11 protein-coding genes and 1 rRNA gene are annotated in these 14024 nt (G+C 73.1%); 10 read left to right on the top strand and 2 right to left on the bottom strand.

Annotation, left to right across the window (positions count from 1 at the left end; all coding sequences use genetic code 11):
• From rrf to ACWCYY_RS08865, 7 genes are all read left to right on the top strand, one after another.
• A 5S ribosomal RNA gene (gene rrf / locus ACWCYY_RS08895) occupies nt 1–75 on the top strand; the annotation flags it as partial.
• Between the two features lie 111 nt (nt 76–186).
• On the top strand, nt 187–957 hold the full coding sequence (locus ACWCYY_RS08890) for a SigE family RNA polymerase sigma factor (protein ID WP_449795542.1): 771 nt from the start codon (nt 187–189) through the stop codon (nt 955–957).
• Nucleotides 958–982: 25 nt separating this feature from the next.
• A complete protein-coding gene (locus ACWCYY_RS08885; protein WP_449795541.1) occupies nt 983–1900 on the top strand; it encodes a hypothetical protein in 918 nt (305 codons plus the stop codon).
• Between the two features lie 335 nt (nt 1901–2235).
• Nucleotides 2236–4791 (top strand): DUF4118 domain-containing protein, encoded by a 2556-nt coding sequence (locus ACWCYY_RS08880; protein WP_449795540.1) that lies wholly within the window; start codon nt 2236–2238, stop codon nt 4789–4791.
• Nucleotides 4788–5468 carry a response regulator gene (locus ACWCYY_RS08875; RefSeq protein ID WP_345290872.1) on the top strand — a complete coding sequence of 227 codons (681 nt, stop codon included), beginning with the start codon at nt 4788–4790 and terminating at the stop codon, nt 5466–5468. Before ACWCYY_RS08880 ends, ACWCYY_RS08875 begins: the two co-directional genes overlap by 4 nt.
• An 84-nt stretch (nt 5469–5552) precedes the next feature.
• Nucleotides 5553–5957: an OB-fold nucleic acid binding domain-containing protein gene (locus ACWCYY_RS08870; protein WP_345290873.1), complete on the top strand. Its 405-nt coding sequence runs from the start codon at nt 5553–5555 to the stop codon at nt 5955–5957.
• Between the two features lie 2 nt (nt 5958–5959).
• Nucleotides 5960–6682, top strand: a complete 723-nt coding sequence (locus ACWCYY_RS08865; protein WP_345290874.1) for a DUF3159 domain-containing protein — start codon at nt 5960–5962, stop codon at nt 6680–6682.
• Nucleotides 6683–6727: 45 nt separating this feature from the next.
• On the opposite strand, the gene ACWCYY_RS08860 is transcribed toward ACWCYY_RS08865, so the two are convergent.
• Nucleotides 6728–7399: a potassium channel family protein gene (locus ACWCYY_RS08860; RefSeq protein ID WP_345290875.1), complete on the bottom strand. Its 672-nt coding sequence runs from the start codon at nt 7397–7399 to the stop codon at nt 6728–6730.
• Nucleotides 7399–8067, bottom strand: a complete 669-nt coding sequence (locus ACWCYY_RS08855; RefSeq protein ID WP_345290876.1) for a potassium channel family protein — start codon at nt 8065–8067, stop codon at nt 7399–7401. The genes ACWCYY_RS08860 and ACWCYY_RS08855 overlap by 1 nt, the downstream gene beginning before the upstream one ends.
• 237 nt (nt 8068–8304) lie before the next feature.
• On the opposite strand from ACWCYY_RS08855, the gene ACWCYY_RS08850 reads away from it, so the two are divergent.
• The 3 genes from ACWCYY_RS08850 to mdlC all read left to right on the top strand — a co-directional run bounded on the left by ACWCYY_RS08850 (nt 8305) and on the right by mdlC (nt 14013).
• Nucleotides 8305–10362: an APC family permease gene (locus ACWCYY_RS08850; RefSeq protein WP_380149969.1), complete on the top strand. Its 2058-nt coding sequence runs from the start codon at nt 8305–8307 to the stop codon at nt 10360–10362.
• Between the two features lie 446 nt (nt 10363–10808).
• On the top strand, nt 10809–12134 hold the full coding sequence (locus tag ACWCYY_RS08845; protein WP_449795548.1) for a class I SAM-dependent RNA methyltransferase: 1326 nt from the start codon (nt 10809–10811) through the stop codon (nt 12132–12134).
• 265 nt (nt 12135–12399) lie between these two features.
• Nucleotides 12400–14013 carry a benzoylformate decarboxylase gene (gene mdlC / locus ACWCYY_RS08840; protein ID WP_345290878.1) on the top strand — a complete coding sequence of 538 codons (1614 nt, stop codon included), beginning with the start codon at nt 12400–12402 and terminating at the stop codon, nt 14011–14013.
• Nucleotides 14014–14024: the final 11 nt, after the last annotated feature.

Genomic DNA, 14024 nt, shown 5'->3' with positions numbered 1-14024 from the left:
AACCCGGAAGCTAAGCCTCACAGCGCCGATGGTACTGCAGGGGGGACCCTGTGGGAGAGTAGGACGCCGCCGAACAATCATTCAAGAGAAGCCCCCTGACGATTCGTCAGGGGGCTTCTCTGCGTTTCCGGGAGTACGGGCCGGCTGGTTGCCGACCCCCACCGGTGCACGGCACACTGACCGGTCATGGGTGGTGACCGGGAGCACGGGGCGGAGGACGACTTCAGGTCGTTCTACCAAGGTGCGTACGGTCAGTTGGTGGCCCATCTGTACGCGCTGACGGGGGATCTGGGTGAGGCCCAGGACGCCGCGCAGGAGGCGTTCGTCCGGGCGTGGAGCCACTGGGGCCGGCTGAGTGCGTACGAGAACCCGGTGGCCTGGGTCCGGCTGACGGGGCAGCGGATCGCGATCAGTCGGTGGCGCAGGGCGCGGACGGCGCTGCGGAGTTGGGTCCGGCACGGTGAGGGGCCGCCGGTTCCGGGGCCGGGGCCGGAGTCGGTCGCGTTGGTGGAGGCGTTGCGGCGGCTGCCGGAGGCGCAGCGGTCGGCGTTGGTGCTGCATCACATGGGGGGCCGGGCGGTGGCGGAGATCGCGGCGGACGAGGGGGTGCCGGTCGGGACGGTGAAGGCCCGGCTGCACCGCGGGCGGCAGGCGCTGGCGGAGCTGTTGGGCGAGGAGGAGGGGGACGGCGGTTCGCCGTTGCCCCTTCAGCGTTCGGGGGGTCCGAAGCCGAAGCCGGGGGTACCGGTGGCCGGTCCGGTGGTGGGCCCGGTGGGGGCTCCCGAGGTTGGGCGGGGGGACGAGGCGGAGCCGGGCGGCCGGGAACTGACGGGCCGCCAGGAGCAGGAGGTGGTGCCGGAGGAGCGGCCGGGGCCGTCCGTCTCCGATTCGGTGGTGCCGGCTCAACGGGCCTACGAGGGGCGTACGTTGGACGGGAAGCTGAGCTGCCGTGGCTGAGAGGGCGGAGAGGAGGGCGGTCGCCGTGGAGGAGCAGGATCGTCCGGCCGTCTCGACGGTCAGGCTGGAGCGGATGTTCGACGGGCTGCGGTCCGAGGTGACCGCGCTGCGGATGCCGCCGTCGGAGGAGCTGCTCGGCCGGGCGGTGCGGCGTCGGAGGCGTCGGCGGGTCGGGATCGTGGCGGTGACGGGGGCGGTGACCTCGGCGGGGGTGTGGGGGCTGGCCACCTTCTGCGGGACGGGTTCGATGGGTGGGCAGGTGGCGGGGTTGGCCGGGTTGCCGGTCGAGCGGACCATCTCGCCGACCTTGCTGCTGCCGGGGCCGGTGGAGTTGGCGGGTGGGGCCGATGCGGTGATGCCGGTGTCGGATGCGGGGGCCGAACTCCTGTTGAAACCGGCCGGGTTGCCGGTGGCGGAGGGTCGGTACGGGCCGTGGGGCCCGTTGTTGACGGGGGCTTCGACGTTCGGGCTGCCCGCGGTGCAGGGGTGCGTGCCGCGGCTCGTCGAGCTGGTGGGCGCTGGGCGGCGGTGGCAGCTGGTGCGGACGGACGGGGAGCGGGGGCTGGCGGTGCAGTTCCTGCTGGAGTTCGACGCGGCGGCCGAGGCGGCGGGTGCGGAGCAGCGGCTGTTGGAGGCCGCCGACTGCACGGAGCCTGGGGGCGGCTGGGTGGAGGGGGAGCGGACCTTCCGGTCGGTGGCGCTGCGGACCTTCGAGGCGGGTGGCACGGGGGCGGAGCAGGTGGAGGAGGTCACGACGCGGCTGACCGGGCGTCAGTTGGCCGTACTGCTGGTGCAGTACACGACGGACGCGACGCCGACCGGGGTGTCGGGGGCGGTCCTGGACCCGGAGTTCCGGGCGGCCGCGGAGGAGTTCGCCGCGCTGCCGTCGCCCTCGCCGGTGCCGTCGGTGAGCGCGGGCCGGAGCGGTGGCGCCGGGAACTGAGTTCCCGGGAGCGGCCGGCCGGGTGCCTTCCTGGGCGTCGGCTGGGGATGCCGCGAAATTTCTCGGAATCCCGTGCAACCCGTGTCCTGCTTGCGGCGTGTCCAGTACGAGCCCGGACCGGAGGCGCGTGCGCCCCGGTGTCCGTGTTCGGGGTGCTGTGGGGAACAGGGGACTCCACAGCACCCCCTGCCCAGCGCGGGGGCGTGGGCGTCAAGAGACCGCTAAAACTACCGTTCGGCTCACCTGATCAGCGGATTTACGGGTAAATCACCGTAGGCTCGGGGGGTCGGACGGGTGTCCGGGGCTGGCCCCCGGCAGAGCGGGAACTGGTACGGATGGCGCGCGGCAGGCTGCGGATCTACCTCGGGGCGGCGCCCGGGGTCGGCAAGACGTACGCCATGCTCGCGGAGGCGCACCGCAGGGCCGAGCGCGGCACGGACGTGGTGGCGGCCTTCGTGGAGGACCACGGGCGGCGGCGGACGGCCGAGCTGACGGAGGGTCTGGAGCTGCTGCCGCGGCGGGAACTGACGTACCGGGGGGCGGTCTTCGGAGAGCTCGACCTGGACGCGGTGCTGCGCAGGCGTCCGGCGGTGGCGCTGGTGGACGAGCTGGCCCACACCAATGTGCCGGGCAGCCGCAACGCCAAGCGCTGGCAGGACGTCGAGGAGCTGCTGGAGGCCGGGATCGACGTGGTCTCCACCGTGAACATCCAGCACCTGGAGTCGCTGGGCGACGTGGTGGAGGGCATCACGGGGGTGCGGCAGCGGGAGACGGTGCCGGACGAGGTGGTGCGCCGGGCGGACCAGGTCGAGCTGGTGGACATGGATCCGGAGGCGCTGCGCCGCCGGCTGGCGCACGGGAACGTGTACGCGCCGGAGAAGGTCGACGCCTCGCTGGCCAACTGGTTCCGGCCGGGGAACCTGACCGCGCTGCGGGAGCTGGCGCTGCTCTGGACGGCCGACCGGGTGGACGAGTACCTCCAGCGCTACCGCGCCGAGCACGGGATCGAGGGGACCTGGCAGGCCCGGGAGCGGATCGTGGCCGGGCTGACCGGTGGTCCGGAGGGCGCCACCCTGATCCGCCGGGCGGCCAGGATCGCCGACCGGGCGTCCGGCGGTGAGCTGCTGGCCGTGCACATCGCCCGGTCCGACGGCCTGTCGGCGCCGGTGGGCGCCTCGCGGACGCTGATCGAGCAGCGCGCCCTGGTGGAGAGCCTGGGCGGCTCCTTCCACACGGTGCTGGGCGACGACCCGGCGCCGGCCCTGCTGGACTTCGCGCGCGGGGTGAACGCCACCCAGATCGTGCTGGGCTCCAGCCGCCGACCGGCCTGGCAGTACCTGTGGGGGCCCGGGGTGGGCGCCACCGTCACCCGGGACAGCGGCGACATCGACGTGCACACCGTCACCCACGAGCAGGCGGCCGTGGGCCGCGGCACGCTGCCGGTGCGGCGGGTCATGGACCTGGGCCGGACCAGGACGCTGCTGGGCTGGCTGATCGGGGTCGGCGGTCCTCCGCTGCTCACCCTGCTGCTGGTCCACGTGGACGGCCTGGGGCTCTCCACCGACATGCTGCTCTTCCTCTGCCTGACCGTCTGCGCGGCGCTGGTCGGCGGCCTCTACCCGGCCGTCGCCTCGGCGCTGGTGGCCTCCTCCTCGCTGAACTACTACTTCACGCCGCCGGTCCACACCTTCACCATCTCGGAACCGCGGAACATCCTGGCGGTGGCGATCTTCACCGCCGTCGGCATCGCGGTCGCCTCGGTGGTGGACCTGGCCGCCAGACGGACCCAGCAGGCCGCGCTCAGCCAGACCGAGGCGCAGTCACTGAGCGCGCTGGCCGGAACGGTCCTGCGCGGCACGCCGAACGGGAACGGGATGCTGGACGCCCTGCTGGACCAGGTCCGGGAGACCTTCCAGCAGGAGTCGGCCGCGCTGCTGGAGCGTCCTGACGACCACTCACCCTGGCGTCCGGCGGCGGCCCGCGGCACCGATCCGCCCGCGCGGCCCGAGGACGGCGACGTGGACGTGCCGGTCGGGGACCACCTGGCGCTGGTGCTGCGCGGCCGGGTGCTGCCCGCCGCCGACCGCCGGCTGCTCGGGGCGTACGCGGCCCAGGGGGCGGCCCTGCTGGAGCGCCGCCGGCTGCTCGGCGAGGCCGCCGCGGCCCGCCGGGAGGCCGAGGGCAACCGCATCCGCACGGCACTGCTGGCTGCCGTCTCGCACGACCTGCGCACCCCGCTGGCCGGGATCAAGGCCAACGTCTCCTCGCTGCGCACCGAGGACGTGGAGTGGAGCGCCGAGGACGAGGCGGAGCTGCTGGCCGGGATCGAGACCGGCGCCGACCGGCTGGACCACCTGATCAACAACCTGCTCGACATGAGCCGCCTGCAGACCGGCACCGTCGCCCCGCTGATCCGCGACACCGACCTGGACGAGGTGGTCCCGTACGCGCTCGGCGGCGTGCCGACCGGGGCGGTGCGGCTGGACGTGCCCGAGTCGCTGCCGATGGTGCGGGCCGACGGCGGGCTGCTGGAGCGGGCGCTGGCCAACCTGGTGGAGAACGCCGTGAAGTACAGCGGCGACGTGCTGGTGCGGGCCTCGGTGCTGGACCGGCCGGGGGCCGGACGGCGGGTCGAGGTGCGGATCGTGGACCGCGGGCCGGGGGTGCCGGTGGAGGCCCGGGAACGGATCTTCGCGCCGTTCCAGCGGTACGGCGACGCCCCGCGCGGGGCCGGCGTGGGCCTGGGGCTGGCGGTGGCCCGGGGCTTCGTGGAGGCGATGGACGGCACCGTCACCGCCGAGGACACCCCCGGGGGAGGACTGACCATGGTGGTCGCGCTGCCCGCGGCGGACCTGGACGACAACGACGAACGGAAGGTGGAGCCGGAATGACCCGGGTCCTCGTGGTGGACGACGAACCGCAGATCGTCCGCGCGCTGGTGATCAACCTCAAGGCCCGGAAGTACGAGGTGGACGCCGCCCATGACGGTGCGTCGGCCCTCGAGCTGGCCGCGGCCAAGCACCCGGACGTGGTGCTGCTCGACCTCGGGCTGCCGGACATGGAGGGCGTGGAGGTGATCCGCGGGCTGCGGGGCTGGACCAGGGTGCCGATCATCGTGCTCTCGGCCCGGCACGCCTCGGACGAGAAGGTGGAGGCGCTGGACGCGGGGGCGGACGACTACGTCACCAAGCCGTTCGGGATGGACGAGCTGCTGGCCCGGATGCGGGCCGCCGTGCGGCGGGCCGAGCCGGTGGCGGGGGAGGACGACGCGGTGGTGGTCACCGAGGGGTTCACGGTGGACCTGGCGGCGAAGAAGGTCAACCGGGACGGTGCGGACATCCGGCTGACGCCGACCGAGTGGCACCTGCTGGAGGTGCTGGTGCGCAACGCCGGGCGGCTGGTCAGCCAGACCCAGCTGCTGCAGGAGGTGTGGGGGCCGGCCTACCGGACCGAGACCAACTACCTCCGGGTGTACCTGGCCCAGCTGCGGCGGAAGTTGGAGACCGACCCGAGCCATCCGCGGCACTTCATCACCGAGCCGGGCATGGGCTACCGCTTCGAGCCCTGACGGGCGCCCGGAGCTCCCCGTCCTCCCTGCCGGAGGCGCCTCTCGCCCTGCCGTTCGGGGCCGTGAAACCGGTACCCTTCGGGCATGAGTGGTGACAACAGCAGCGAGCAGCCCCAGGGCCGTTTCCGCCGCATGCTCAGCCGCCTGACCTCCTCCGCCGAGGAGCTGGACGCGGCCGAGCTCCGGCAGGACACGGTGGAGGCCGGGTGCACCCCGATCGCGAGCGCGGGGGACCGCGAGGTGGTCACCGTGGCCGGGACCCTGCGCACCGTGACGCTCCGCCCGCGGGCCGGGGTGCCCGCGCTGGAGGCGGAGCTGTTCGACGGGACGGACGCCCTCGACGTGGTCTGGCTGGGCCGTCGTTCGATCATCGGGATAGAACCGGGCCGTCGCCTGATCGCGACCGGCCGGCTCAGCCACGCACGCGGGCGCCGCGTGCTCTTCAACCCCCGCTACGAACTGCGTCCGGCCGGACACGGGAGCGAGTGAGAGTGACCAACCTGCCCGGCGGCGAGCCCGCCACCCAGCTCGACCTGGCCAAGCCCGCCGATCCGGCGGCGGAGCCGGAGCGGGACGCCTCGAAGGAGGCGGCCGACACGGTGCTGCAGGCCTTCGGCGGCGTCCGCGGCATGGTCGACATGACCCTGCCCGGCCTGGTCTTCATCATCACCTTCAACGTCACCCACCAGGTGGCCCCGGCGGCCTGGGCCGCGCTCGGGCTGAGCCTGCTGTTCGTGGTGATCCGGCTGTTCCGCCGGGAGACGGTGCAGCACGCCTTCAGCGGCGTCTTCGGGGTCGCGCTCGGTGCGTGGATCTCGATGAAGACCGGCAAGGCGGAGAACTTCTACCTGCCCGGCCTGCTGTGGAACGTCGGCTACTGCGTGGCGCTGGCGATCTCGGCGCTGGTGCGCTGGCCGATGATCGGCGTGATGCTCGGCCCGATCACCGGCGAGATGTTCACCTGGCGGACCAAGAACCCGGGGCGGCTGGCCGCGTACACCAGGGCGACCTGGGCCTGGGTGGTGATCATGGGCATCAAGCCGCTGATCCTCTTCCCGCTGTACTTCACCGGGAACGTCAACCTGCTGGGCTGGCTGAAGGTCGCGCTCGGCATCCCGCCGCTGCTGCTGGCGATGTACGTGACCTGGCAGATCCTGCTCAAGGCGCCGCCGCCGATCAAGGCGGAGGTCGAGGAGGAGCAGGAGCAGAGCTGAGAAAAGGGCCCCCGAGGGGGCCCTTTTCCTTGTCCGGTACGGGAGTTACTGCTGGGCGGAGCCCGCCGAGAGGAGCTCCTCGAGCTCCTCCTCGCGCTCCTGGGCGGCCACGAACAGCAGCTCGTCGCCGCCGTCCAGGGTGTCGTCCTTGCCCGGCACCAGGACCCGGCCCTCGCGGATGATGGTGACCAGCGCGGTGTCGGCGGGCCAGGCGACGTCGCCGACCCGGGTGCCGACCAGCGCGGCGTCGCCGGCCAGGGTGAGCTCTACCAGGTTGGCGTTGCCCTGGCTGAAGCGCATCAGGCGGACCAGGTCGCCGACGCTGACGGCCTCCTCGACCAGCGCGGACATCAGGCGCGGGGTGGAGACGGCGACGTCCACGCCCCAGGACTCGTTGAAGAGCCACTCGTTCTTGGGGTTGTTGACCCGGGCGACCACCCGCGGCACGCCGTACTCGGTCTTGGCGAGCAGCGAGACCACCAGGTTGACCTTGTCGTCACCGGTGGCGGCGATCACCACGTGGCAGCGCTGGAGCGCGGCCTCGTCCAGCGAGGTGATCTCGCAGGCGTCGGCCAGCAGCCACTCGGCCATCGGGACGCGCTCGACCGAGATGGAGCCCGGGTTCTTGTCGATCAGGAGGACGTCGTGGCCGTTCTCCAGCAGCTCGCCCGCGATCGAGCGGCCGACCGCGCCGGCCCCGGCAATGGCGACTCGCATCAGTGCTCATCCTCCTGCGGACCCTGCGCGAACGCGGCCTCGACGGTGGTCAGGTCGGCGCGGCGCAGCATCACGTGCACCAGGTCGCCCTCCTGGACGACCAGTTGAGGGGTCGGCAGGACGCCCTCGCCCAGGCGGGTCAGGAAGGCGATCCGGGCGCCGGAGGCCTCCTCCAGCTCGGAGAGCCGGTGGCCGACCCAGGAGGGGGCGTAGGCGACCTCGGCGAGCTGGACGCTGCCGCTGGGGTCCTGCCAGAGCGGCTCGCCGCCGCTGGGGAGCAGGCGGCGCAGCATCTGGTCGGCGGTCCACCGGACGGTGGCGACGGTGGGGATGCCCAGGCGCTGGTAGACCTCGGCGCGGCGGGGGTCGTAGATCCGGGCCGCGACGTTCTCGACGCCGAAGTTCTCCCGGGCGACCCGGGCCGCGATGATGTTGGAGTTGTCACCGCTGGAGACGGCGGCGAAGGCGCCCGCCTCCTCGATGCCGGCCTCGCGCAGGGTGTCCTGGTCGAAGCCGACGCCGGTCACCCGGCGGCCGTTGAAGCCGGCGCCGAGCCGGCGGAAGGCGGTCGGGTCCTGGTCGACGACGGCCACCGAGTGACCCTGTTTCTCCAGGGCGCGGGCGAGTGCCGAGCCCACCCGGCCGCAGCCCATGATGACGATGTGCACGGGACGCCTACCTCACCTGGTCCGTGGGGAACATGACCTGCGCAGACACCGATCGTCATCCTTCCGCCCCCGTTCCGGGGGTCCTTCGGCCGAGTCGTTCGGCCCCGTGTGTGGCGGGTGAACCGGATGGTTCCCGCGTCCTCATCATGCGACACGCTAGCCGGTCCTCCGAACACAGTCCCGAGGAAGGGGGCCACCGGAGCGCACCTCCGCGGGGGGAGCCCCTACGATTCCTCTGTGCCTATGCCTGCTGATCTACCGAAACGCATCCTGCTCGGTCGCGCCCTGCGCAGCGACAAGCTGGGCGAGACCCTGCTGCCCAAGCGCATCGCGCTGCCCGTGTTCGCCTCCGACGCGCTGTCCTCGGTGGCCTACGCCCCCGAGGAGATCCTGCTCACCCTGTCGGTGGCGGGCGTCTCGGCGATCCACTTCTCGTGGCAGATCGGCCTCGTGGTCGCGGTCGTGATGCTCGCGGTGGTGGCCTCGTACCGGCAGAACGTGCACGCCTACCCGAGCGGTGGCGGTGACTACGAGGTGGCGACCGTCAACCACGGGCCGAACTCCGGTCTGGTGGTGGCGAGCGCGCTGCTGGTCGACTACATCCTGACGGTGGCGGTGTCCACGACCTCGGGCGTGGCGAACGTGGTCTCGGCGGTGCCGGCGCTGCGGGGCCACGAGATGGCGATCTCGATCACGCTGGTCGTGGTGCTGATGGGGATGAACCTGCGCGGGGTGCGGGAGTCGGGGACGGCGTTCGCGATCCCGACCTACGCGTTCATGATCGGCATCATGGGCATGATCGGCTACGGCATGGTCCGGAGCGTGTTCTTCGGTACGGACATGCCGGCCGAGAGCGCCGGCTTCCAGCTCCAGGCGCTGCCCGGGGACGAGAACCTGGCCGGCTTCGCGCTGGTCTTCCTGCTGCTCAAGGCGTTCTCCTCGGGCTGTGCGGCGCTGACCGGCGTGGAGGCGATCTCCAACGGCGTGCCGGCCTTCCGCAAGCCGAAGAGCAGGAACGCGGCGACCACGCTGCTGATGATGGCGCTGTTCGCGGTCGTGATGTTCATGGGCATCATCTACCTGGCCCGGCTGACGGGGGCCCAGATGGCGGAGGACCCGAGCCAGTTGGTGGGCGCCCCGGCGGACTACCACCAGAAGACGGCGCTGGCGCAGATCAGCGAGGCGGTGTTCTCCAACTTCACGCCGGGCTTCTACTTCATCGCCGCCGTGACCGGCCTGATCCTGGTGCTGGCCGCCAACACGGCCTTCAACGGCTTCCCGGTGCTCGGCTCGATCCTGGCCCAGGACCGCTACCTGCCCCGGCAGCTGCACACCCGCGGCGACCGGCTGGCCTTCTCCAACGGCATCATCCTGCTGGCGGGCGCGGCGATCCTGTTCATCGTCGCCTTCGACGCGGACCCGACCCGGCTGATCCAGCTGTACATCGTCGGCGTCTTCGTCTCCTTCAACATGAGCCAGTCGGGCATGATCCGGCACTGGACCAGGCTGCTGCGGGTCGAGAAGGACCCGAAGAAGCGCTCGCACATGCAGCGCAGCCGGGCGATCAACGCCTTCGGCCTGGTGATGACGATGGCCGTGCTGATCGTGGTGCTGGCCACCAAGATCAGCCACGCCTGGATCGCGATCGCCGCGATGGTCGTGCTGTTCGTGATGATGAAGGCGATCCGCCGCCACTACGACCGGGTCTCCCGCGAGCTGGTCGCCGCCGAGGTGCCGGACGACGTGGTGCTGCCGACCCGGGTGCACGCCATCGTGCTGGTCTCCAAGCTGCACAAGCCGGCGCTGCGCGCGCTGGCGTACGCCCGGCTGGCGCGCTCGCACACCCTGGAGGCGGTCACGGTCAACGTGGACCCCAAGGACACCGAGGCGCTGCGGCGGGACTGGGACGAGCGCGGGATCGAGATCCCGCTGAAGGTGCTGGACTCGCCGTTCCGCGAGATCACCGGCCCGGTGCTGGACTACGTGAAGAACCTGCGCCGCTCCAGCCCGCGCGACGTGGTGATGGTCTACATCCCCGAGTACGTGGTCGGCCACTGGTACGAGCACCTGCTGCACAACCAGAGCGCGCTGCGCCTGAAGGGCCGTCTGCTGTTCAAGCCGGGCGTCATGGTGACCTCGGTGCCGTGGCAGCTGGAGTCCTCCGAGCGGCGCCGCCCGCAGAAGGCGTGGTCCGCTCCCGGTTCGGTGCGGCGCGGTGAACCGCGTCCGCAGCGCGTAGAGTCGAAGGCTTCCAGCAACGCCGCCAGCAACTCCACCAAGGACGCCGATTCGTGACCCGCAACAACCCGCCCCGTTCCTCCGGCGCCGGACGCTCCGGCGGTTCCGGCAAGGGCTCCGGAAAGGCCAAGTCCACCGGCGGCAAGCCGGGGCAGGTGGCCCGTCCGCGCTGGAGCTCCAAGCCGGCCCGGCCGACGGCGACCGACCGTGACGGCTACACCGCGCAGACCGCGCCGCGGGTGCGCGACGAGGAGCAGCCGCAGGGCCAGGCCGCGCCGACCGCGGCGGCGGCCTCCGCGCTGTGGAAGAAGGGCAAGCTGCCCGGGGCCAAGGCCGCCGCCAAGGTCACCGCCGAGTCCGTTCCGGGGGCCGGGAAGACCGCGAAGAAGCAGACGGTGCGCCCGCCGAAGGCGCTGCGCACGGCGCAGCCGGCCGCGAAGGCGGCCCGTCCGGCGAAGGCGCTCAAGGCCCCGGCGGCGCCGCGGGTCCCGTCCGGCGACCCGCTGGTCGGCGAGCGGTACGAGGTCGAGGTCGGCCCGGTGGCGCACGGCGGCGGGCACTGCGTGGCGCGGCACGAGGGCCGGGTGCTGTTCGTCCGGCACGCGCTGCCGGGCGAGCGGGTGGTCGCCGAGGTGACCGAGGGCACCACCACCTCGCGCTTCCTGCGGGCCGACGCGGTGGAGGTGCTGGAGGCGGCCAAGGAGCGGATCGCCGCGCCGTGCCCGTTCGCCGGCCCCGGCAAGTGCGGCGGCTGCGACTGGCAGCACGTCACCCCGGGCGGGCAGCGCAAGCTGAAGGCCGCGGTGCTGACCGAGCAGCTGGCGAAGCTGGCCGGTCTGACGCCGGAGCAGGCGGGCTGGGACGGCAGCGTCGAGCCGGTCGGCGGGAAGCTGGCGGCCGGTGAGGTCCCGGCCTGGCGGACCCGGATGCAGTACGCGGTGGACCCGGAGAGCGGCAAGGTCGGTCTGCGGCGCCACCGTTCGCACGACGTCGAGCCGGTGGACCGCTGCCTGATCGCGGCCGAGGGCGTCACCGAGCTCGGCGTGGAGTCCCGCGACTGGCCCGGCGTCACCTCGGTCGAGGTGATCGCGGCGAGCGGCTCCTCGGACCGTCAGGTGATCCTGACCCCGGCTCCGGGCGCGCAGCTGCCGCTGGTGGAGCTGGACCGGCCGGTGTCGATCTCCCGGATCGACGAGCAGGAGCTGTTCCACCGGGTGCACGGCCGGACCTTCGTCCGGGAGCGGGCGGCCGGGCGGACCTGGCGGGTCTCCAACGGCGGTTTCTGGCAGATCCACCCGGAGGCGCCGGAGACCCTGGTGAACGCGGTGCTGGACGGCCTGGACCCGCAGTGGGGCGAGAGCGCGCTGGACCTGTACTGCGGCGTGGGCCTGTTCGCGGGCGCGCTGGCCGACCGGGTGGGCGAGGACGGGGCGGTGCTCGGCATCGAGTCGAGCAAGCAGGCCGTGGTCGACGCCCGGCACAACCTGGCCGAGCTGGACAACGTCCGGATCGAGTGCGACCGGGTGGAGAGCCTGCTGCCGCGCACCGGCATCACCTCGACCGACCTGATCGTGCTGGACCCGCCGCGTGCGGGGGCCGGGCGGGAGACGGTCCGTCACCTGGCCGGCCTGGAGGCCCGCCGGATCGCGTACGTGGCCTGCGACCCGGCCGCGCTCGCCCGTGACCTGGCCTTCTTCCGCGAGGGCGGCTACCGGCCGGTCGCGCTGCGGGCCTTCGACCTGTTCCCGATGACCCACCACTTCGAGTGCGTGGCGATCCTGGAGCCGGTGGAGCCCGTCGAGGCCGAGCGGCCCGCCTGGGACCGCTGACGTCCCGTCACCCCTGAGTGCTGCTGACGCCCCGTCGGACCACGGTCCGGCGGGGCGTCGGCGTGTGGTGGTGTGTTCGGTAGCGCGAGCCGGAGGCGTGCGCCGGTCGGATCCGGCGCACGCCCCGTTCGTAGGCCTTTTGCTCCTGGGGGTGGAAGGGTGTCCGCCGGGCGGGTGAAGCTCACCCGTGCGGAGGTGAGGGAGCGGGGGGCGAACCACTAGGCATGGGTTCCAGGTCAAGTTCCGACTTGAGGGGGAATCACCCATGTCGTCCGTCCGCCACGCCGTCCTGGACGTGCTGCGCGCCCGCGGGATCACCACCGTCTTCGGCAACCCGGGCTCCACCGAGCTGCCGATGCTGCGGGACTTCCCGGCCGACTTCCGCTACGTGCTCGGCCTCCAGGAGGCCGTGGTGGTCGGGATGGCGGACGGCTACGCGCAGGCCGGCGGCCGCACGGCGCTGGTCAACCTGCACACCGGGCCCGGGACCGGCAACGCGATGGGCGCGATCCTCAACGCCCGCGCCAACCGCACCCCGATGGTGGTCACCGCCGGGCAGCAGGTGCGGGCGATGCTCACCATGGAGGCACTGCTCAGCAACCCGCAGGCCACCCTGCTGCCGCAGCCCGCGGTGAAGTGGGCGTACGAGCCGCCGCGCCCGGCCGACGTGGCGCCCGCGCTGGCCCGGGCGGTGCAGCTGGCCGAGACCCCGCCGTGCGGGCCGGTCTTCCTCTCGTTGCCGATGGACGACTTCGACGCCGAGCTGACCCCGGGTGAGCTGCGCGCGGCACGGGCCGCCGCCGAGCGCCGGGTGGTGCACGCGGGGGCGCCCGACGCCGAAACGATCCGCTCGCTGGCCGGTCGGATCGCCGGGGCGCGCAGCGCCGTCCTGGTGGTGGGCGACGACGTGGACGCGGCCGGGCCGGGGACCTGGGACGCGGTACTGGCGCTGGCGGAGCACACCGGGCTGCCGGTCTGGGCCGCGCCGGTGGCCGGGCGGGTCTCCTTCCCGCGCAGCCACCCGCAGTACCGGGGCGAACTGCCGCCCGCCATCGCCCCGTTGGCGCGCTGCCTGGAGGGGCACGACCTGGTGGTGGTGATCGGGGCGCCGGTGTTCCGCTACTACCCGTACGTGCCGGGGGAGTACCTGCCCGAGGGGGCCGGCCTGGTGCTGCTCACCCGGGACGCGGAGGAGGCGGCGCGGGCGCCGGTCGGTGACGCGGTGGTGGCCGATCTGGCGCTCACCGCACGGGCGTTGACGGAGCGGCTGGCGGCGGGTGCCCCGGTGGGCGGCACGGTCGCGGAGGAGCCGCGGGACGGGCTGGGCGAGGACGGCCGGCTGAGCCCGTACGGCGCGCTGCGGGCGGTGGCCGAGGGCGCGCCGGCCGGGACGCTCTGGGTGAACGAGTCGCCCTCCAACGTCCCGCAGTTCCACCGGGCGACCAGGATCAGCGCGCCCGGCTCGTACCTGTTCTCGGCCGGCGGCGGCCTCGGGTACGGGGCGGCCGCCGCCGTCGGGGCCCAACTGGCCGTCCCGGAGCGGCCGGTGGTCGCGGTGCTGGGGGACGGCTCGGTGCACTACGCCGTCCAGGCGCTGTGGACGGCGGCGCGCTACGACCTGCCGGTCACCTTCGTGGTGCTGAGCAACGCCCGCTACGCCATCCTCGAGTGGTTCGCCCAGGTGGAGCGCACCCCCGGCGTGCCCGGGCTGGAGATCCCCGGGCTGGACATCACCGCCATCGCCACCGGCTACGGGGTACGCGCGCACCGGGCCGTGGACGCGGCCGAAGTCACCAAGCTGGTGCGGGAGTCCACCGCGCGCAGGGACGGGCCGGTGCTGATCGACGTCCCGGTCGCCACCGAACTCCCCACCCTCTAGCGCCACTTCCG

This window comes from Kitasatospora sp. NPDC001664 (assembly GCF_053596675.1).
Note: the sequence above shows the minus strand (reverse complement) of the source record. Positions and strands in the feature narration are given on the sequence as shown.

Coding starts and splice junctions, on each gene's coding strand:
- ACWCYY_RS08880 (WP_449795540.1), top strand. CDS start 2,236: ATGGCGCGCGGCAGGCTGCGGATCTACCTCGGGGCGGCGCCCGGGGTC.
- ACWCYY_RS08890 (WP_449795542.1), top strand. CDS start 187: ATGGGTGGTGACCGGGAGCACGGGGCGGAGGACGACTTCAGGTCGTTC.
- mdlC (WP_345290878.1), top strand. CDS start 12,400: ATGTCGTCCGTCCGCCACGCCGTCCTGGACGTGCTGCGCGCCCGCGGG.
- ACWCYY_RS08870 (WP_345290873.1), top strand. CDS start 5,553: ATGAGTGGTGACAACAGCAGCGAGCAGCCCCAGGGCCGTTTCCGCCGC.
- ACWCYY_RS08860 (WP_345290875.1), bottom strand. CDS start 7,399: ATGCGAGTCGCCATTGCCGGGGCCGGCGCGGTCGGCCGCTCGATCGCG.
- ACWCYY_RS08875 (WP_345290872.1), top strand. CDS start 4,788: ATGACCCGGGTCCTCGTGGTGGACGACGAACCGCAGATCGTCCGCGCG.